Source organism: Bradyrhizobium sp., assembly GCF_016219575.1.
Lineage (GTDB): Bacteria > Pseudomonadota > Alphaproteobacteria > Rhizobiales > Xanthobacteraceae > Bradyrhizobium.
Genome location: NZ_JACRMG010000035.1, coordinates 163,652 through 182,539, shown reverse-complemented (window position 1 = coordinate 182,539; position 18,888 = coordinate 163,652). Strand labels below are relative to the sequence as shown.

Here is an 18,888-nt window from a genome sequence, read left to right as displayed (position 1 = left end):
CCTCTTCACCCGGCGCTCCATTGCCACCATCGACAAACCTCCACCCGTAAATCCAAGCCGGGCAAAACCCAGAGCCCAACCCAATCAAATCGAGTTCTGCTATGGCTAAACTTCCCCGGACAGCCCTGCGCAAGAGCGGGGCGAGGGAGCTTATCCCGCCGCATTCTCCAGCAGCCGCCGGTAGAACCGGATCATGTCGGCATAGCCCTCGATCGACAGCCGCTCATTGGTGCCGTGGAAGCGCTTCAGGTCCTCGCCATTGGCGCGCACCGGCGAGAAGCGGAAGATCTTGTCAGTGACGCCGACATAGTGCCGCGAATCCGTTGCGGCGACCATCAGGCCGGGCGCGACGATCACGTCGGGAAAGATCTCGCGGATGGTGCGATTGAGCATCTGGTAGGACGGGCTCGCCGTGCCCGTCACCGGCGGCGGGTCGGTGTTGCCGGGAAACGGCTTGATGGTGATGCGATCGTTCCTGATCGTCTCGCGCACATGCTCGGTGACGCTTGCCTGGGTATCGCCGGGGATCAGGCGGAAATTGACCGTCGCCTCGGCATGGCCGGGCAGCACATTGTCCTTGTCGCCGGCATTGAAGATGGTCAGCGCCGTGGTGGTGCGCACGGTCGCTTCGGTCGGGCCGGTCTTGGCGAATTCGCGCAGCAATAGCGGCCTGAACAGCCAGAGATTCGACAGCGCCACGCGGTTGATGCCCTTCATCTCCGGCGCCAGCGTGTCGAACATCTCTGCCACCGTGCCGCGGATTTGCAGCGGCAGGCGGTGGTCCTCCAGCCGCGCCAGTGCGGCGGCCATCATGCCGATCGCGGTGTCGCGCGGCGGCATCGAGGAATGGCCGGGCGTGGCCACGGCATTCAACACCAGCGTCGTATAGCCTTTCTCGGCCAGCCCGATCAGCGCGGCCGGCTTGTCGAGGCCCTTGACGAGGCCGTCGGTGATCAGGAGGCCCTCGTCGATCACGAAGTCGAACTTCACCCCGCGCGAGGCCAGCAGGCCCGCGATGCTCTTCGCGCCGCGCGTGCCGGCGACTTCTTCGTCATGGCCGAAAGCGAAATAGATGCTGCGCTTGGGCTTGAAGCCGGCCTTGGCCAGGGTCTCGGCCGCCTCCAGCATGGAATAGAGGTTGCCCTTGTCGTCCCAGGCGCCGCGGCCCCAGATGAAGCCATCGGCGATCACCCCGTCATAGGGCGGGTGCTGCCAGTCCTTGTCGGTGCCGGGCGCCACCGGCACCACGTCCTGATGCGCGAGCAGACCGATGGGCTGCGCCTTCGGGTCGGAGCCCTGCCAGGTGTAGAGCAGGCTGTAATCGGCCACGACCTCGCGCTTCGCTGCGGCATGAAACGCCGGAAAGCTCTTTTCGATATGCGCCTGCATGCCGCGCAGCGCATCCGCATGCTGCTCGGGCTTTTCGTAAGACGAGATGGTGCGGAAACGGATCGCCTCGGCCAGCCGCGCGGCGGCCCCCTGCGCGTCCACCTGGCTCTTCGGAACGGCTGCGACCTGCAGCTGCCGCGAGCCGTGGCTGAAGACATTGAACGCCAGCACGCCGGCGAGAACGACGATCGCGGCGCTCAGCGCGAGAAATATATTGCGGATTATTCCGATGACGCGTCGCATATCAGCTCTCTCCCCTCATGGTGAGGAGCGCGAAGCGCGTCTCGAACCATGAGGCCAGCTCTCCCCGTTCGGGGGCCTCATCCTTCGAGACGCCCGCAAGGGCGGGCTCCTCAGGATGAGGGTCTCACATCGGTTACTTCTTCTTCGCCCGCTCGATGCCTTCCACGATCAGCTTGTGCGCTTCCGCGGCATCGCCCCACTTCAGCACCTTCACCCATTTGCCTTTCTCGAGGTCCTTGTAGTGCTCGAAGAAATGCTGGATCTGCTGCACCGTGATCTCGGGCAGGTCGCTGAAGTTCTTCACCTTGTCGTAGCGCTGCGTCAGCTTGGAGGAGGGTACGGCGATGATCTTTTCGTCGCCGCCGGCCTCGTCTTCCATCAAGAGCACGCCGACCGGGCGCACGCTCATGACCGCGCCCGGCACGATGGCGCGGGTGTTGACGATCAGCACGTCGCAGGGATCGCCGTCGCCGGACAGCGTGTGCGGGATGAAGCCGTAATTGCCGGGGTAGCGCATCGGCGTGTAGAGAAAGCGGTCGACGACCAGCGTGCCGGCTTCCTTGTCCATCTCGTATTTGATCGGCTCGCCGCCGACCGGGACCTCAATGATGACATTGACGTCGTGCGGCGGGTTATTTCCGATCGAGATGGCGTCGATGCGCATGGGCTGGCTCCGCTTCAGCTTAAGGACGCGCCAGCAATCAGGCGCAAACTAGCGTCGGTTTAGACCGTCAACGGTAGAGGGAAAAGCCTAAAACAGGCTCAGTTGGTCCAGGCGAAGGCGACCTTGTCGAGCGACTTCGGTCCGAACTTCTCGGAGGAGCGCGCCACCATGCGGCCGCCGAGCGCGCGGTAGAACTCGGTCGCCGGCTCGTTGTCGGACAGCGCCCAGATCACCATGCTCTTCAGCCCGCTCTGCACGAGGTCGCGGCGGGCGGCGTTGAACAGGCGGCGGCCGAAGCCGAGGCCCTGGAATTCGGGCCGCAGGTAGAGCTCGTAGATCTCACCGTCGAAGTGCAGGCTGCGGGCGCGGTTGCGGCCGTAATTGGCGTAGCCGGCAACCTTGTCGCCGAACACCAGCACGCTGACGCGGCTGCCCTTGCGGATCGCGCTGTCCCACCATTGCGGGCCGCGGCGGTTGATCAGCTTCTCCAGCTCCGCGCCGGGGATGATGCCCTGATAGGCCGAGCGCCAAGCTTCGTCGTGCGTGCACGCCACCGCGGTGGCATCCGCAGCCTTGGCCGGTCGAACCTCGATCAGGGTTGTGCTCATGACCCGATCAAAGCAAGTCGCCGCCCCGGCTTCAAGGTCTATCGTTAATTATCGGTTAACCTGTGGACTTTTTGCATCAGTCCTTCGTTAACGATGTGCCGAAAGAGGACAGATGGCTGACCTAACCGGCTTTTCGCTGATGTGTCAGCGATCAAGGCGCTGCATCCCTTCGCCCGTGCGGAATCGAAGCAGCGGAAATTCCCCGCAAACTGATTCGTTATCGGTATTCTGCTGACGGATTTCCCGCCATTTCCGGCAGCGTCATGCACGCGCTCACATCGCTGTTATTCCTGTTCATGCTGGCGGCCGCAGCGCCGCACGCAGCATTCGCGCAAGCCGGATTCGGCGCTGCCGGCGGCGAAAGCGAGCCTAACCGCATACAGCAATGGCTGGTGCCGACACCCCTACCTGACATTAAGTCGCACGCGCTGTTGTTTCGTCCCGCCGGCGACGGGCCGTTTCAACTCGCCGTGATCGCGCATGCGACGACGCAGAACGTGCTGCGCCGGGCGCAGATGAAGCAGCCGGAATACCGCGCGCTCGCAGCCTTTCTGGTGGCGCGCGGCTTTGCCGTGCTGGTGCCGGAACGGCCGGGCCATGGCGCCACCGGCGGCAAATATCTGGAGGACCAGGGCGGCTGCGACGAGGCGGACTACGCGCGCTCCGGCCGCGCCACCGCCGAGGAGATCGCCGCAGCGACGGATTTCATGCGCCGGCAGTCCTTCATCAAGCCGGACGGCGCCGTGATTGTCGGGCATTCCGCCGGCGGCTGGGGCGCGCTTGCGATGGCGGGCAATGCCAATGTCTCAGCCATCATTGTCTTTGCCGCCGGCCGCGGCGGCCGCGCCAACGACTTCCCGAATCAGATCTGCGCGCCGCATACGCTGAAGGCCGCGGCCGCGGAGTTCGGCAAGGGGGCCAAGGTGAGAGTCGTCTGGCTGGTCGCCGCCAATGACAGCTATTTCGCGCCCGCCTTTTCGAAGCAGCTCGCAGATAGCTTTCGCCGCGCCGGCGGCAAGGCGAGCTTCCATGCGCTGCCGCCTTCCGGCAGCGAGGGGCATTGGTTGCCGGAGAGCGAGAGCGGCGTGAGGCTCGCAGGCCCCGAACTCGGTCGCGCCCTGGATTCCGTGCGCTTTTCAACATTGCGGAGGCGATAGTGCTGTTTCACGTTATCCAGTATGTCCATGCGCTCGGCGCCATTGTGATCCTCGGCACAGGTATCGGGATTGCTTTCTTCATGCTGATGGCGCACCGCAGCGCTGACCCCGCATTCATTGCAAAGACAGCGGAAGTCGCCGTCATCGCCGACTTCCTTTTCACGCTCTCGGCCGTGCTGCTGCAGCCGGTCACCGGAGGGCTCTTGATGTGGCTGTCGTCGACCTCGATCACCGAGGGCTGGCTGATGACGGCGCTAGGGCTCTACTTGATTGCAGGCCTGTTCTGGGTTCCTGTGATCTTCATGCAGATCGAGATGCGCGACCTCGCGCGAACGGCGGTTGTGAAGGGCGCCCCGCTGCCGCCGCGGTACTTCACGCTATTCCGCCGTTGGGTGCTGTGCGGCATTCCCGGATTCGGCGCCGTGATGATTATCCTCTGGCTGATGTTCGTCAAACCGTTCTAGCCCGCGCAATGGTCGTAAATCCGAACATCCTCGTGCTCGGTGCTTCCGGCCTGATCGGTCGTTTCATCACGGACGATTTGCGCGCGAGGGGTTTTGAGGCGATCGGCGCCGCTCGCAGATTCTCGGCATCGCAAAAGGGCAGCCCGCTCGATCTTGAATTGCCGATCATGTCGATGGATGCCTCGGCGCTGGCCGCGTTGTTGCGCGACCGGGCCATCGACGTCGTCGTCAATTGCCTCGGCGTGCTGCAGGACGGTCCCGGCAGCGACACGGCGGCCGTGCACCGCGATTTCGTCGCGCGGCTGTTGCAGGCGATCGGCGAGAGCGGCCGCGCCATCCGCCTTGTCCACATCTCGATCCCCGGCACGGCGGAAACCGACCGCACCGCCTTTGCCACCACCAAGCGCGAGGCCGAGCGGCTGATCGCGGCATCGGGCATTGCGTGCACCATCCTGCGGCCGGGCTTTGTGGTGGCGCCGGCGGCCTATGGCGGCAGCGCCATGCTGCGCGCGCTGGCAGCACTTCCGCTCGATCTGCCCGCCACCGAGCGCACCGCGCCGTTCCAGCCCGTCGCCGTCGAGGACATTGCCGCCACCATCGCCTGGCTGGCGGCGCGCGATCCGGCCGAGGCGCACGCGGTGACATGGGATCTGATGCAGCCGCAGGCCATCACGCTCGGCGGCGTCACTGCAAATTTCCGCCACGCCTTCGGTACGCAGGACTGGCCGCGGATCGTGCCGCCCGCCTTCCTGCTCGATCTCGGTTGCCGGCTCGGCGATCTCGCAAGCTGGTTCGGCTGGATGCCGCCGGTGCGCACGACTGCGATGGCGGAGCTGCGCCGCGGCGTCACCGGCGATCCCGCCGCCTGGATGGCCGCCATCGGCATCGCGCCGAAATCGATCGCGCAGATGGCCGGCCGCTCCGCCTCGATCCAGGACAAATGGTTCGCCCGCCTGTTCCTGGTCAAGGCGCTGGTGATCGCGAGCCTCGTGCTGTTCTGGCTGGTCTCGGGCTTCATCGCGCTGGCGATTTCCTATGATGCCGCAGCGAACATCCTGCGCGCCCACAATTTCCCGGAAGCCACGGTCGCGCCGGTCACGGTACTCACCAGCCTGATGGACATGGCAATCGGTCTCCTGATCGCCTTCCGCCGCACCTGCGCCCTCGGCCTGGTCGCCGGCATCGTGGCCTCGCTCGGCTACATGGCGGGCGCCGCTATCCTGGCGCCCGACCTCTGGATCGAGCCGCTCGGCGCACTGGTGAAGACCGGTCCCGCCATCGTGCTGATGCTGGTCGCGCTGCTGACGCTGGACAACCGATAGAATAGGGCCAAGCATGCCCTCGGGCCTGACCCGAGGGGAGGCCCGGGTCGCTGGAAGAACACGCGTCAAATGAGGCAAGGATGACGAACTGGCCCGACGACAACGTGATCCTCTATGACGGCGTCTGCGTGTTCTGCTCGCGCTGGGTGAGATTCGTCGCCACGCGCGACGTGAACCGGAAATTCCGTTTCACTGCGATCCAGTCGCCCTACGGCACCCGCCTTGCGCAGGTGATCGGCATCAACCCCGCCGATCCCGACACCAATGCCGTCGTCCACGGCGGCGCCGTCTGGTTCAAGTCCGACGCCGCGCTGACCGTGCTGAGCCAGCTCCCCGGCTGGCAATGGATGATGATCCTGTTCGCCGTGCCGAGGCCGCTGCGCGACCTCGTCTACAGCTTCATCGCCCACAACCGCTATCGCATCTTCGGCAGGTACGACCAATGCTTCGTGCCGGACGAGGATATGCGGGCAAGGGTGCTGGAATGAGATCGCCCCCTACTTGAACGATGCTTCAAATGAAAGCGGCTCAAGGTGAACGAACTTGTCCAGAGGCGGTGCAAGCTCGAACATCTTCGGGATTTTTGAGAAGTCGTACAGGCGGCAGATTCGAAACTCCCGAGGCCGCTCCTTGGAAAAGGATAGTTCGTTCCTTGTCAGGTAGAATGGAGCGGTCTGCGAGCCCACCGTTGTCTTGACTTCGAGAAACCGCTCGCTGCCCTTTTGATCAAAAGACAGGATGTCGTAACCGGCACCATCGCCGTCTTCCTGAGACGTCCACCGGACTTTTCTTGCGAGGTCGGGTCTGTCCATCTGGTTGAGGCGTTGCTGCTCAAACTTGAAGACCATTTCCTCACCCTTGTAACCGAGCTGGCGGTTCAAGAAATCCCTCTCGGCGGGATTGAATTTTCGAACAAGACGCTGAACAATTTCCGGGCGATCCTTCTTGGGCTCGATCTGAGGTGGAGGCTCGACAAAAAGCTGGGGTCTCTCCGCAAAGACTTGAGCCAGCGCCTCAGGGTGCTGGGCGGCGGGATGTTTGAGCAAGTATCGCTCGACCGCATTCACGATAGATTTTTGGAAGTGAGCCCTGGGCTTATATCCATTGATCCAGGGTAGATCGAGCTGCTGCAAGACGGCAGAAATGTTGTGATGCTTGAATTCGATCGAGCCGTTGCTGCGATCGATTTGGGCCATGAGAGCCTTCCGGTGCTGGGTCTTATCGTAGGATGCCCGCCGTATTTCGGCGCCCAGCATCGAGAAATAGTCAGCAATGATCAGATCGAGCTCTTCGGCCGTCCAATCCTCATTGCGTTCGCCGTCCGCCATTCCAAAAAAATGAATGAATTGGCAGCGGCCGTCTAGTCCTGCCCTGGCCTCATATCGGCCAATACTTCCCTTGCCGCCCGCTCCCCGCTGTCCCTTGCTCCATGCGCCGTGGAGAAGAAATTCGGCGACGTCGCCTCACCCGCAAAGAACAACCTGCCATCGACCGGTGCGGCCAGCAGCGCGCGATCGCCCGCATGCCCCGGCAGTGCGTGCGAATACGAGCCGCGCGCCCAGGGATCGTGCGCCCAGCGCGATTCCGCGAGCGGCTTCAGCTTGCGGCGGAAGTCGTTGCCGAGGAAGCCTGTGATCTCGTCGATCGCGGCGGCGGCGATGGCGCCGTCGCCGGCGTCTTCGAGTTGCCGTGCAAAACGGCCGCCGAAGAAGCCTTCGATGCAGGGCTGGCCGAACGGGCGCAGATGATAGGTGCCCATGTCGGTGCGCATGGTGGCGCCGCGGAGGTTGCCCTCCTTCGGCAGCGCCTCGGGTTCGGCCAGCGCAAGCGTGACCTTGTCGGCCAGCCCAAGCGGCAGGCCGCGCGCGGCGTCGACCTTGGCGGGCAAGGCGGGATGGAAGCGGATCGTCTCGTCGGCGATCAGGTTGGTCGGCACGGTGACGATCACCTTGCCGGCGGTGAGCGTGCCCTTCGACGTCTCGACGCGCACGCGTTTTCCGGAATGATCGATCAGCGTTACCGCGCAGTTCAGCGCCAGCGGGCAGGCGGCGCCATAGGCGGCGACCAGCGCGCCATAGCCGCGGCGGACGCGCCAGTTGAGGTTGCTGTCCTCATAGGCGTCCATGTCGAGAATGGAGACGCGGTCGAGCTCGACGCCGTTGACGTAGGTCGAGATCGCATCGATCATCGAATTCCAGCGGTTGCCAGGTTCGAGATGGAGGCTGGCCGGCTCGTCGCGACCGGCGCGGCGCGCCTCTTCCGCTGCCTCTTCGGCGCGATCGTAGAATTCATCCAGCGCGCGGATGAACTGGCTGCGCTGTGCTTGCGGAAACGCCTTGCCAAAGGCGCGCTCGCGCCACGGCGGCAAATCCTTGTTGATCTCGAAGCCGAGCCGCTCGGCGATGGGCACGAACGTGTTCTCGTCGGCCGAATGCAGCCAGCCGCAGCCGACGTCAAACACCACGTCAGGCGCGGCCTGGATCGTATGCGCCCGTCCGCCGACGCGGTCGCGCGCTTCCAGCACGATCACGGAGAGGCCGCAACCCTTCAGCGCATTGGCAGCGCCAAGGCCCGCGGCGCCTGCGCCGATGATGGCGACGTCGACATTGGAGGGGAGGGAATTCATGCGAGGGCTCTAGCACGTTCGCGGTTGTGCAAGAAGCGGCCCAAACGCAACTGTCGTCACCCGCGCATGCGGGTGACCCAGTATTCCAGAGACGCTTGTGATTGAACCGAGAGGCCGCGGCGTACTGGATGCCCCGCTTTCGCGGGGCATGACAAGTACACCTTACGCCACCGCTTCTCTGGCCTTTTCCGCGCGCTTGCGGTCGTTGGCGTCCAGAAACTTCTTGCGCAGGCGGATCGACTTCGGGGTCACCTCGACCAGTTCGTCGTCCTCGATATAGGCCAGCGCCTTTTCCAGCGTCATCCGGATCGGCGGGGTCAGGCGCACCGCCTCGTCCTTCGAGGTGGTGCGGATGTTGGTGAGCTGCTTGCCCTTGAGCACGTTGATCTCGAGATCGTTGTCGCGGGTATGCTCGCCGACGATCATGCCGCGATAGACCTTCCAGCCCGGCTCGATCATCATCGGGCCGCGGTCTTCGAGCTTGAACATGGCATAGGCGACCGCCTCGCCCTGGTCGTTGGAGATCAGGACGCCGTTGCGGCGGCCCTGGATCTCGCCCTTGTAGGGCGCGTAGCCGTGGAACAGGCGGTTCATGATCGCGGTGCCGCGGGTGTCGGTGAGCAGTTCGCCCTGGTAGCCGATCAGGCCGCGGGTCGGCGCGTAGAACACCAGCCGCAGGCGGTTGCCGCCGGACGGGCGCATCTCGATCATCTCGGCCTTGCGCTCGCTCATCTTCTGCACGACGACGCCGGAATGCTCCTCGTCGACGTCGATGACGACTTCCTCGATCGGCTCCTTGAGCTGTCCGGTGGCCTCGTCCTTCTGGAACACGACGCGCGGGCGCGACACCGAGAGCTCAAAGCCCTCGCGACGCATGGTCTCGATCAGGATCGCCAGCTGCAATTCGCCGCGGCCGGACACTTCCATCGCGTCCTTGTCGGAGGCTTCGACCACGCGCAGCGCGACATTGCCCTCGGCCTCGCGCAGCAGGCGGTCGCGGATCATGCGGGAGGTGACCTTGTCGCCTTCGGTGCCGGCGAGCGGCGAGTTGTTGACGATGAAGGACATCGACACCGTCGGCGGATCGATCGGCTGCGCCGGCAGCGGTATGTCCACGCTGGGATCGCAGAAGGTGTCGGCGACAGTGCCCTTGGTGAGGCCGGCAATGGCGACGATGTCGCCGGCTTCGGCTTCCTCCAGCGGCGTGCGCTCGATGCCGCGGAAGGCGAGAATCTTGGTCAGCCGTCCCTGTTCGATCACCTTGCCGTCGGCGCTGAGCACCTTGACCTGCTGGTTCGGCTTGATCGAGCCGGAGGTGATGCGGCCGGTGATGATGCGGCCGAGATAGGGATTGGCTTCGAGAATGGTGCCGATCATGCGGAACGGCCCTTCCTCGACCTTGGGCGGGGCGACATGGCGCTCGATCAGGTCGAACAGCGGCTGCATGCCCTTGTCCTTCGGGCCTTCCGGGCTTTCCGCCATCCAGCCCTGCTTGGCAGACCCGTAGAGGATCGGGAAATCGAGTTGCTCCTCGCTGGCGTCGAGCGCGGCGAAGAGATCGAACACCTCGTTGATGACTTCGGTCGGCCGCGCGTCGGGGCGGTCCACCTTGTTGATGACGACGATCGGCTTCAGGCCGACCTTGAGCGCCTTCGACACCACGAACTTGGTTTGCGGCAGCGGGCCTTCGGCGGCGTCCACCAGCACCAGCGCGCCGTCGACCATGTTGAGGATGCGCTCGACCTCGCCGCCGAAATCGGCGTGGCCGGGCGTGTCGACGATGTTGATGCGGGTATCCTTCCACTGCACCGAGGCGGCCTTGGCCAGGATGGTGATGCCGCGCTCGCGCTCCAGATCGTTGGAATCCATGGCGCGCTCAACCACTCGCTGGTTGTCGCGATAGGTGCCGGATTGCTGCAGCAGGCGGTCGACCAGGGTGGTTTTGCCGTGGTCGACGTGGGCGATAATGGCGACGTTGCGGAGGTTCATGGGCTCGCTTCTTTGTCAGCTCGTGCAAGGTGAGGCGCGATTCCGCCGGAAAATCCGGGACGCCTGTTTCGGATGACGCTCAAAACCTTTGAAATTCGAGGGGCTTAGCCCCAAAAAGGAAGCCCGGCCACATCGGGACCGGGCGAGCCTTACGCGTTGCGGCGCAATATATTCAGAAAACGGCAAAAAACAACGGTCTTTCGGGGGTTTGGTTAGCTCAATTTTGCACCAGCCCCGCTCAATTGTCTTTCCCGGGGTCGGGATAGACCCCCCGCAAGACCTCCTCGAAGTGGGTTTTGACGGCCTCGTTGCACAGGCAGGAGTGCAGGCGCAGGGCATCCGGGTTGCGCACCAGGATGGCGCCACGACGGGTCTCCAGCACGCCCTCCGCCTTGAAGGTCTGGATCACCCGGCTGGCATAGGAACGGCCGACCCCGAGCAGGGTGGCCAGCTGCTCATGGGTGAGCGGTACGGTGTTGTCGCCGTCGGTGCGCTCCATGGCTGAGATGATCCATTTCGCCGTGCGCTGCTCGATCGAATGGATGGCATTGCAGGCGGTCGACTGGAATATCTGCGCCAGCATGCAATCGGCATAACGGGCAAACACGTTGCGCAGGCTGGGCGAATGGGACTTTGCCGTGTCGAGCTTGCTGACGGCAAGCCGCACCACCGGTCCGCCGAACTTGACGGTGATGCGGGTATAGGCCGGCAGGAAGCCGTGGCTGACGATGCCGCCGACCGCACCTTCGCGGCCAATCAGGATAGTCTCGACATCGCGACCGTCTTCATTGGGAACCATGTAGGAGACGAGCGTCGGTCCGCACGGAAAGTGCACGGTCTGAACGTTGTCACCGGGATTGTAGAGCAGGTCGCCCGGCTTTGCCTCGTCGGCGCTCAATTGCGGCGCCAGCAGCGCATAATCGGCAGCGTTCAGCCGCCGCAACAGGTTGTTGAACGGGCGATCGCTCACCTCGGTCATCTGCTCCCTTCGCGTCAGCATGCCATTCCCTCCGACCCGATAAAGCGAAGATAGGCGATTGGGTTCCCGAGTTATGTCCACTAGTGCACAGACAGCGCCGCGCCGGATGTGGTGGGTTTCGTGCCGGGAACCGGTGGCGCGCTCTTGGATGGAGGCGCCGCCATCAGGCCCCCTCCGGGCATCCGCCGGGGGCAGGCATCAACCGATCCAAGCGCATGGAACCCGCCAATTCCCAGGGATTGCCCAATGACGTCCTGATCGTGGAGGACGACGCGATCATCGCGCTGGATTTCGAGGACAGGATTCTCGGCTTCGGCGTGAAGAGGGTGCGCACCGCGGGCAGCGCGGCGCGCGCACTGAAGCTGATCGACGATCGCGCGCCGGATTTCGCGCTGCTCGATGTTGCCCTCGTCAGCGGCAACAGTTTTGCGGTGGCCGAGAGGTTGCAGGCGATGAAGATCCCGTTCGTCTTCGTCACCGGCTACGGCCGCGACTTCGGATTGCCGGCGCCGCTCAAGGAAACGCCGATGCTGCCAAAGCCCTGCCGCAGCGATGCGCTGGAAGCGGCGCTGCGGCAGCGCCTGCGGTAGATCGCGCGCTATACCGGCTTCGGTTCGAGCGTCGTCGACCACAACGCAGTGTCGGCGCGGTCGCGCAGCGTCACCATCATCTGCCCGGTTCGGCCGTCGATCCTGACATGGCCGAAGAACTGCATGCCGGCCGAGGGCGGCAGGTTCTGTCTGCCCGGCCCGGGCGCTTTGACGAACTTCACCTCGGGCCCGAAGGTATTGTCGAGTTCGCCGGGGCCGAACGTGCCGGCATGCAGCGGGCCGGAGACGAACTCCCAGAACGGTTCGAAATCCTGGAACTGCGCCTTGCCGGGACCGTAGTAGTGCGCGGCGGTGTAATGCACGTCGGCGGTCAGCCACACCGTGTTGACGATGCCGGCCGTCTTCATGAAGCGCAGCAAGTCCGCGATCTCGAGCTCCCGGCCGCGCGGCGGGCCATCGCCCTGCGCGACGGCTTCCGAGCCTTTCCTGTTCGCGGCATCGTCATGGACGATGATCGACAACGGCATGTCGGAGGCGATCACCTTCCAGGTGGCGCGCGAGTTGAGCAGCGCGCGCTTCAGCCAGTTGAGCTGGTCGGGACCGAGGAACCAGGCGTCGGGGCCGTATTCGGTCTGCCGGTTTTCTCCGTTCGGCCCGCGATAGCTGCGCTCGTCGAGGATGAAGACTTCGAGATGCGGGCCGTAGTTGATGTTGCAGTAGATGCGGCCGGGTTCCGCGACGCTCGCGCGCGTCGGATACATTTCGTGGAACGCGCGCTTCGCCCTCGCCGCGAGCAGGTTGATGTCGCGCACCTTGTAGGCCGCGGGAAGCTCCTTCGAAGCCGACCAGTTGTTGACGACCTCGTGGTCGTCCCACTGCACGAGGATCGGGACCTCCGCGGCGAAGGCGCGCAGATTGTCGTCGAGGAAATTGTATTTGTGCGCGGCGCGGAACTCGTCGAGCGTCTCGGCAACCTTGGCCTTCTCCGGCGTCGTGACGTTCTTCCAGATCTTGCCGCCTTCGAGCGCCACCTCCGGTTTGATCGGACCGTCGGCATAGACGGTGTCGCCGGAATGCAGGAAGAAATCCGGCCGGTGCCTGCGCATGGTGGCGAAGGTCGCCATGCCGCCGTCATCGGGATTGATGCCCCAGCCCTGGCCCGCGACGTCGCCGCCCCAGACGAAGCTGACGTCGCGGCGATCGGCAGGCGCGGTGCGGAAGCGGCCGACCACGGGCTCGCTCAGTATCGTGGGATGCGAGAGGTCGCGGAATTTCACGCGGTAGAAGATGTCCTGGCCGGCCGGGAGATTTTCCAGCAGCATTCTTGCGGTGAAGTCGCTCTCCGGCAGCGCCGCAACCGGCGGCAGCGCGCGGAGACTGGCGAAGGATTCGGTGGTGGAGACCTCGACCAGCATCTGCGAGGGCCGGTCGGCGCGTGCCCACACCACGCCGCTGTCGATGCTGACGTCGCCGGACTGCACGCCCTGCGGTAGCAGCGGCCGGTCGGCGGCGCGGCTGAGATACGGCATCGCAATCGTGCCGAACGCGGCAGCGCTCGCGGTCGAGACGAAGCGGCGGCGGGAGATGCGAATTGTCATGGACGGTCTCGCCGTTTGCTCGTCATTGCGAGGAGCGAAGCAACGAAGCAATCCATGACGCCGAGAGTCGATAGTTGGATTGCTTCGCTTCGCTCGCAATGACGGGGATAGTCAGCCCGAAGCTATAGGATCACTATATGACTGAGCAATAACGCGAAGCCGCCGCTCACAGCGTTCCGGTGGCGCGGAGCTGGGCGGTGCGCTGCAGGTGTTGCGGCAGGCTGGTCAGCAGCGCGCGGCGGTCGGCGACGGCATTGTGGAACTGCTCGAGTGCGATGTTGAAGGCGATCAGCGCGCCTTCCTCGATCGCGCCATGCTCGAAACATTGCAGCGTCTCGCGCAGGATTTCGTCGGCCTCGGTTTGCAGGAGGTCGAGCTCTTCGCTGGCCTCGCTCTTGCGGGCGGCGGCGATCATCGCGAGCAGCCGCTCGCGCAGCGAGGAATTGTTGTTGCGCTCGTCCTTCTTCAGGTAGCTGGCAAACCAGGCGCCGGCCGAACCCATGGCCGACAGCGCCATCAGCCCCCACCAGATGAAGTCGCTGTAGCGGTCGAGGAAGGTCTTTTCCTCGCCGTCGACATAGGCGGCGGCTCCCGGATGGGCGGGGATGGTGGCGTCCTTGTCGGTGTCGGGCGTCTCGATCTTGGCGGCGAGCGGGAATTCGTTCTTCAACGCCTGGCGGATCGAGAACAATTGCCGGGTGAAGGCGGCAACCGTCGATTCCGACAGGCCTTTGCGCGCGACGATGTAATGCGCAAAGCTGACGGTCTTGACCTCTTCCTCCGGCACGGAGCCGAACGAGCCGGCGGGAATGTCGGCGGACTCATAGGCCGGATGGTTCTGCGCGATCGCCTCGGCCAGGTCGATGGCCAGGATGGTCGGCGTGCCGCCGTCGCGGCTGGAAGCCAGCATCGCATCCGTGGTGATCTTGCTGTTGACCGGACCCGCCGCGATATAGGCGTCGGCGCGCTGGCTGCGGATCGCCTCCGCCGCCTCGTTGGCGGGGAACTGGATGATCTCCACCTTGTTGGGATCGACGCCATATTGCTTCAGGATCACCTTCAGCAGGTTGACGTTGGCTTGGGTGCGGCCGATCACGCCGATGCGGCGGCCGGCAAGCTGCGCGATCTTGGTGATCTTCGGCGGCGCTTTCTTCCCCTTGGCCTTGGCGGCCGGCGGCACCCAGAGCACGGCGACGTTCTTGCGCAGCGTGGCGACCGCCTGTGCGTTCTTGGGCACGTCGAGATCGCCGCGGATGATGGCGAGGTCGGCCTTGCCGTCGGCGAGCGCCTGGGCACTGGCCACCGCACCGTCTGTCGGCAGCGGCCGCAGGCGGATCTGGCTGTTGCGCTGGTTGTTGAAGGCCTGCGCCAGCGTCTGCACCACCTTGAGATCGTCGCTGCTGGCGGGGCCAACCGCGACTTTCAGCGTCACCGGGCGCATCGCGAAATAATAGGCGCCCGCGGCAATGCCGAGCACGGCCATCAAGCCGGCCAGTGAAACGAAGGTGAGCTGCCGCTTCGCCGAACGCGGAGAGCGTGGCGATGGCGCGATGGATTCGACGAGGTCAGGTCCGCCGGTCATGGATCTCGCAAACAATCGTTTCAGGGACAATTTCATGCTGCCAACGCAATTACTCGGCGAATCCTAGCAAAATTTTGTTACCGGCGCGCGGCACGTCCCGGTCATGGTTACCGGTCCGCCGCAACAAGTCCGATTGTGGCATGGATCGCAAGCGCACCCGTCGGTGTTAGGGTAAAGTTCCCGTGAAAAAAGTGGAGGCGCACATGGCGGAACGGCTGTCGGCGGAGGCGAGGCGCGCGGCGTTGGCCGAACTGGCCGGTTGGCAGGAGGTGCCGGGCCGCGAGGCGATTGCGCGCACCTTCATCTTCAGGGATTTCAACGAGGCGTTCGGCTTCATGTCGCGCGCGGCCCTGGTTGCCGAGAAGCACGACCATCACCCGGAATGGCGCAATGTCTACAAGACCGTGGAGGTGGTGCTTGCGACCCACGATGCCGGCGGCGTCACCCGTCTGGATATCGAGCTAGCCAAGGCGATGAACGGCATCGCCCGGCAGCTTGGCGTGTTCTAAGTCGCCCTTGCGATCTTCTGAACCGCTTGCAGCGGGGGATTTCGATCCCCAAGTGAGGCATGACGCGGTAATCCGTGAGGGCAGAGCGATGGCAACGAGCGAGCACAGCGTAGGGTTCGAGCCGGCGGACAGGCTGGCGCAGGACCGCGACGGCGTGCGCCGGCGGTTCTGGATCAAGTTCAAGCAGGTGGTGGCCAGGCTGCCCTTCGCCGAGGATCTGCTGGCGGCCTATTACTGCGCCTTCGACCGCGAGACGCCGCGGCATGTGCAGGTGGCGCTGCTGGGGGCGCTGGCCTATTTCATCCTGCCGTTCGACTTCATGCCGGACGTGCTGCCGGTCCTCGGCTTCACCGACGATGCCGCGGTGCTCGCCACCGCCATCCGCATGGTCGCCAGCAACATCACCGGGGAACATCGAGAAGCCGCCCGCACGGCGCTCAAGCGCGGCGTCGAGACGGCCGATCTCGAAGACTAGAGCATGATCCGGAAAAATGTGAAGCGGTTTTCCAAAAAGATCATGCTCAAACTATAACCTGAAGCGCAATTTGAGATCGGGCGTGACCGCGCGAAGGCCGCGGTCACGCCGCCACGTTGGATCTATTTTGCCGCTGCCGCAGGCGTCGGGCGAACCTGCGCCCGTGCATTGCGCTCCGCATCCCACGCCTGGAACTGCTTGAACAGGCTCTCGCGGTCGCCGTCGCTCTTGATCGTCGCGGCCGCCGACGGGGTCTGCTTCAGGAATTCGTCGAAGCGGTTGCGGGTGACGGCTTCGATATTGTGCGTCTTCAGCCAGTTCTCGGCATAAGGCAGGCGCTGCCAGTCGGCCAGCGGCGCCGACAGCGAGACTTCCTTCCACTTCGGGTGGAACGGCGGGTTCTGGAACGCCGGGAACTTGGTGAAGAACGCTTCGACGAACGTGGTGAGCTTGCGGTAGCGCTCGGTGTTGGGCGCCCAGTTATAGGCCGCCAGCACCGCCGGCACCGCAATGGTGTCCACCGACTCGCCCTCGGCGATCAGGTTCGGATAGTCCTTCGAAGTAAAGGTTGCAGGCAGGTAGTCCTTCTGCAACGGCTTGTCATAGTCGACCTTGGCGAGATGGAAGCGGCCGTCATTCTTGAAGTTGCTGACCGACTTGTAGGGCTTGCCGCCGCAGACAATCACGGCGTCGATCTCGCCCTTGATCAGCTTCTCCATCGCGATGCGCTGCTCGATATAGAAGAACTGGGGCTTGACCCCGATGCGCTCGAACACCGTGTGCGCGGTCACGAAGGTGCCGCCGTTGGGCAGGTCGACGCTCACCCGCTTGCCGTTGAGGTCCTTCAGGCTCCTGATCGACTTTGGCGCCAGGACCGTCATCTCCTCATTGTACAGCTTCGTCACATAGGTGAACTGCTTCTTGATGTCCTTCGCAAAGCCCCTCCGCTCGAGGTAGTCGAGCGTGTCGGAGCGGACAATGCCGAGATCGACGCCCTGCAGGAACAGGATGTCGGCGACGCTCTGGACCGAACCGCGCCCGACGATCGAAAGTACGCGCAACTTGTTTCCGTCGTCGAGCACGGAGGCCAGATCGGCGCCGAACTGCACATAGGTGCCGCCGATCGTTCCCGAGATCACGGTCACCGTGTTCGCGTTCAGCGCCTGCTTGGTGGCGGCCGAACCGAACTGAAAGATTGCCTTGAGACTGTCGCTGACCTTGACCGATTCCGCGTCGGCTTCGTCGGCTGCGCGAGCCGAAAGGCCGCATGTCATGGTCATGGCAACGAGTGCCATCGCAAACAAACGTCGCATCTAAAATCCCCTGCTGGTTCCCTGGTGTCGGGTTGGTTTCGGGTGACTGCCGGAGCAAGACGGCGTCATCCGCCCGCCGGCTCGCGCCAAAGTTTGTGCGGGCGGAATTCTTCCGCCCGCGTTTGCGCCTCTGTTAGTTCCTGAGTTCCGACAGTCGCCGTCTCGCATCGGCCGAGCCCAGCGCGGCGGCTTTCTGGTACCATTGCCGCGCCAGCGCCGGGTCGGGCGTGATGCTGCGCATGTCCTGATTGCCGATCACCAGCGGATCGTAGGTGGTGCCCAGCATCAGCGCGGCTTCCGCTTCCTGCGCGTCGGCGGCGCGTTCGAGCAGCAGCCGCGCGGCGGCGATGTCGCCGACCGCGAGCATGCCCTTGGCGCGCTTGAGCAGGCCGGCAACTTCATCCGGATCCATGCGCCGCGATGCCGGTGCGGCGGATTGCGGCGGCAACGGTGCCGCCGGCGCGACCGCGGCGATCTGGCCGCCCTTCATTGCGGATTGATAGGCCGCCGTGATTTCCTGGCGCGAGGGCATTGAAGCGAAGGCGTCCATCGGCTTGCCGCTCACCGCGGCCGCTGCGGCAGGAGCGGCGGCGGTCTCCGCGGGCCTGGCACGATAGACGGCTTGCGCTTCCGGTGCGGCGATGCGCGGCTCGGGCGCGGCCGTCTGGACGATCCGCGGCGGCGGCGCTGCCGGCTCGGGTTGCGTTGCGCCGCCGATCGAGGCCGGCGCGACGCTTGCAAGCGACGCCTTGGCGTTGACGAAAGCCGAGCGCGTGGCATCGATCGAGAAGAACCCGACGGCGGCGGCCACCGCGGTGGCGGCGACCACGCCGGTCACGATGCGCGATGTGCGCGGCCTGTCCTGCTTGCTGCCGAATGTGTATTCGGGCGCGTCGTCCTCGTAGCGCTCCTGCTCGTATTGCTGCTCGTAGTCCGAGAGGAACAGCGGCACCCGGTCCTGCGGCAGCGGTTCCAGCTGTCTCGATTCGGGACGCTCGTACTGATAGCTTGGATAAAGGCCTGGATCGTTGATGGCTTCGTCAAAGCGGTCAAACGGATCACTTGTCCGAACCTGCCTGGTACTCTCCGCCATGATGCTTCCCCGCAACTGATACGCAACGACGGGAACGCGGGGCATCTATTTTTTGTAGTGTTGCTTGCCCCAAGCGCCCGCTACTGGGGTCATGAATCTGCTCGCGAATAGGTTGAAAAAACGACGTTCGTCGGCGCGAATCGGGAAACATTTTGTTTTGATTGAGGCGTATTCGCCCAATTCAAACAAATAAAAACGCGATCGTTAGCGTCGGGTTGATCGGGATCGCGCCGCTTAACGCCAGTGGAATCCGGGTGTTCGCAATGATCGAACACGCGGGCGATTAACCAACCAGCGCGTTTCAAATCCGGCGGAATCCGCGCTGC

Annotated in this window: 18 protein-coding genes; 7 read left to right on the top strand and 11 right to left on the bottom strand. The window is 64.3% G+C overall.

All coding sequences use genetic code 11. The features are described from left to right. Positions 1 to 150 precede the first annotated feature (150 nt). The 3 genes from HZB49_RS26870 to HZB49_RS26860 form a co-directional block, all read right to left on the bottom strand. Complete coding sequence (locus HZB49_RS26870) at positions 151 to 1,632, bottom strand: M20 family peptidase (RefSeq protein WP_291616922.1); 1,482 nt, start codon at positions 1,630 to 1,632, stop codon at positions 151 to 153. Between the two features lie 133 nt (positions 1,633 to 1,765). Then, positions 1,766 to 2,296 carry an inorganic diphosphatase gene (gene ppa / locus HZB49_RS26865; protein ID WP_291616920.1) on the bottom strand — a complete coding sequence of 177 codons (531 nt, stop codon included), beginning with the start codon at positions 2,294 to 2,296 and terminating at the stop codon, positions 1,766 to 1,768. Between the two features lie 98 nt (positions 2,297 to 2,394). Then, positions 2,395 to 2,904 carry a GNAT family N-acetyltransferase gene (locus tag HZB49_RS26860; protein WP_291616918.1) on the bottom strand — a complete coding sequence of 170 codons (510 nt, stop codon included), beginning with the start codon at positions 2,902 to 2,904 and terminating at the stop codon, positions 2,395 to 2,397. Between the two features lie 296 nt (positions 2,905 to 3,200). Here HZB49_RS26860 and HZB49_RS26855 point away from each other — a divergent pair, with 296 nt between their 5' ends. The 4 genes from HZB49_RS26855 to HZB49_RS26840 all read left to right on the top strand — a co-directional run bounded on the left by HZB49_RS26855 (position 3,201) and on the right by HZB49_RS26840 (position 6,335). After that, complete coding sequence (locus HZB49_RS26855) at positions 3,201 to 4,061, top strand: alpha/beta fold hydrolase (RefSeq protein WP_291616944.1); 861 nt, start codon at positions 3,201 to 3,203, stop codon at positions 4,059 to 4,061. Continuing rightward, positions 4,058 to 4,525 (top strand): DUF2269 domain-containing protein, encoded by a 468-nt coding sequence (locus HZB49_RS26850; protein WP_291616942.1) that lies wholly within the window; start codon positions 4,058 to 4,060, stop codon positions 4,523 to 4,525. Before HZB49_RS26855 ends, HZB49_RS26850 begins: the two co-directional genes overlap by 4 nt. Before the next feature lie 8 nt (positions 4,526 to 4,533). Then, complete coding sequence (locus HZB49_RS26845; RefSeq protein WP_291616917.1) at positions 4,534 to 5,847, top strand: SDR family oxidoreductase; 1,314 nt, start codon at positions 4,534 to 4,536, stop codon at positions 5,845 to 5,847. Positions 5,848 to 5,927: 80 nt separating this feature from the next. Continuing rightward, positions 5,928 to 6,335 carry a DCC1-like thiol-disulfide oxidoreductase family protein gene (locus HZB49_RS26840; protein ID WP_291616915.1) on the top strand — a complete coding sequence of 136 codons (408 nt, stop codon included), beginning with the start codon at positions 5,928 to 5,930 and terminating at the stop codon, positions 6,333 to 6,335. Between the two features lie 9 nt (positions 6,336 to 6,344). Here HZB49_RS26840 and HZB49_RS26835 read toward each other — a convergent pair whose 3' ends face one another. From HZB49_RS26835 to HZB49_RS26820, 4 genes are all read right to left on the bottom strand, one after another. After that, positions 6,345 to 7,175 (bottom strand): DUF3883 domain-containing protein, encoded by an 831-nt coding sequence (locus HZB49_RS26835; protein WP_291616913.1) that lies wholly within the window; start codon positions 7,173 to 7,175, stop codon positions 6,345 to 6,347. A 32-nt stretch (positions 7,176 to 7,207) separates the two neighbouring features. Next, positions 7,208 to 8,473 (bottom strand): NAD(P)/FAD-dependent oxidoreductase, encoded by a 1,266-nt coding sequence (locus HZB49_RS26830; protein WP_291616912.1) that lies wholly within the window; start codon positions 8,471 to 8,473, stop codon positions 7,208 to 7,210. 162 nt (positions 8,474 to 8,635) lie between these two features. Next, positions 8,636 to 10,462: a translational GTPase TypA gene (gene typA / locus HZB49_RS26825; RefSeq protein ID WP_291616910.1), complete on the bottom strand. Its 1,827-nt coding sequence runs from the start codon at positions 10,460 to 10,462 to the stop codon at positions 8,636 to 8,638. 238 nt (positions 10,463 to 10,700) lie between these two features. Continuing rightward, positions 10,701 to 11,462, bottom strand: a complete 762-nt coding sequence (locus tag HZB49_RS26820) for a Crp/Fnr family transcriptional regulator (protein ID WP_291616908.1) — start codon at positions 11,460 to 11,462, stop codon at positions 10,701 to 10,703. A gap of 194 nt (positions 11,463 to 11,656) precedes the next feature. On the opposite strand from HZB49_RS26820, the gene HZB49_RS26815 reads away from it, so the two are divergent. Next, positions 11,657 to 12,031, top strand: coding sequence for a response regulator (locus HZB49_RS26815; protein WP_291616906.1), 375 nt, complete (start codon positions 11,657 to 11,659; stop codon positions 12,029 to 12,031). Positions 12,032 to 12,039: 8 nt separating this feature from the next. On the opposite strand, the gene HZB49_RS26810 is transcribed toward HZB49_RS26815, so the two are convergent. Further along, on the bottom strand, positions 12,040 to 13,590 hold the full coding sequence (locus HZB49_RS26810) for an alkaline phosphatase D family protein (protein ID WP_291616904.1): 1,551 nt from the start codon (positions 13,588 to 13,590) through the stop codon (positions 12,040 to 12,042). Between the two features lie 166 nt (positions 13,591 to 13,756). Next, entirely contained in the window at positions 13,757 to 15,208 is a 1,452-nt protein-coding gene (locus HZB49_RS26805; RefSeq protein ID WP_291616903.1) for a TAXI family TRAP transporter solute-binding subunit, read from the bottom strand. A 167-nt stretch (positions 15,209 to 15,375) separates the two neighbouring features. Between HZB49_RS26805 and HZB49_RS26800 the strand changes: the two genes are divergently transcribed. Together HZB49_RS26800 and HZB49_RS26795 are read left to right on the top strand one after the other, a co-directional pair. Then, complete coding sequence (locus tag HZB49_RS26800) at positions 15,376 to 15,681, top strand: 4a-hydroxytetrahydrobiopterin dehydratase (protein ID WP_291616902.1); 306 nt, start codon at positions 15,376 to 15,378, stop codon at positions 15,679 to 15,681. Positions 15,682 to 15,769: 88 nt separating this feature from the next. After that, positions 15,770 to 16,156 (top strand): YkvA family protein, encoded by a 387-nt coding sequence (locus HZB49_RS26795; RefSeq protein WP_291616901.1) that lies wholly within the window; start codon positions 15,770 to 15,772, stop codon positions 16,154 to 16,156. A 122-nt stretch (positions 16,157 to 16,278) separates the two neighbouring features. Here the strand turns inward: HZB49_RS26795 and HZB49_RS26790 are convergent, their stop codons facing one another. Beyond that, a complete protein-coding gene (locus tag HZB49_RS26790) occupies positions 16,279 to 17,469 on the bottom strand; it encodes a TAXI family TRAP transporter solute-binding subunit (protein WP_291616899.1) in 1,191 nt (396 codons plus the stop codon). Positions 17,470 to 17,602: 133 nt separating this feature from the next. Continuing rightward, a complete protein-coding gene (locus HZB49_RS26785) occupies positions 17,603 to 18,562 on the bottom strand; it encodes a hypothetical protein (protein ID WP_291616897.1) in 960 nt (319 codons plus the stop codon). Between the last annotated feature and the right edge of the window lie 326 nt (positions 18,563 to 18,888).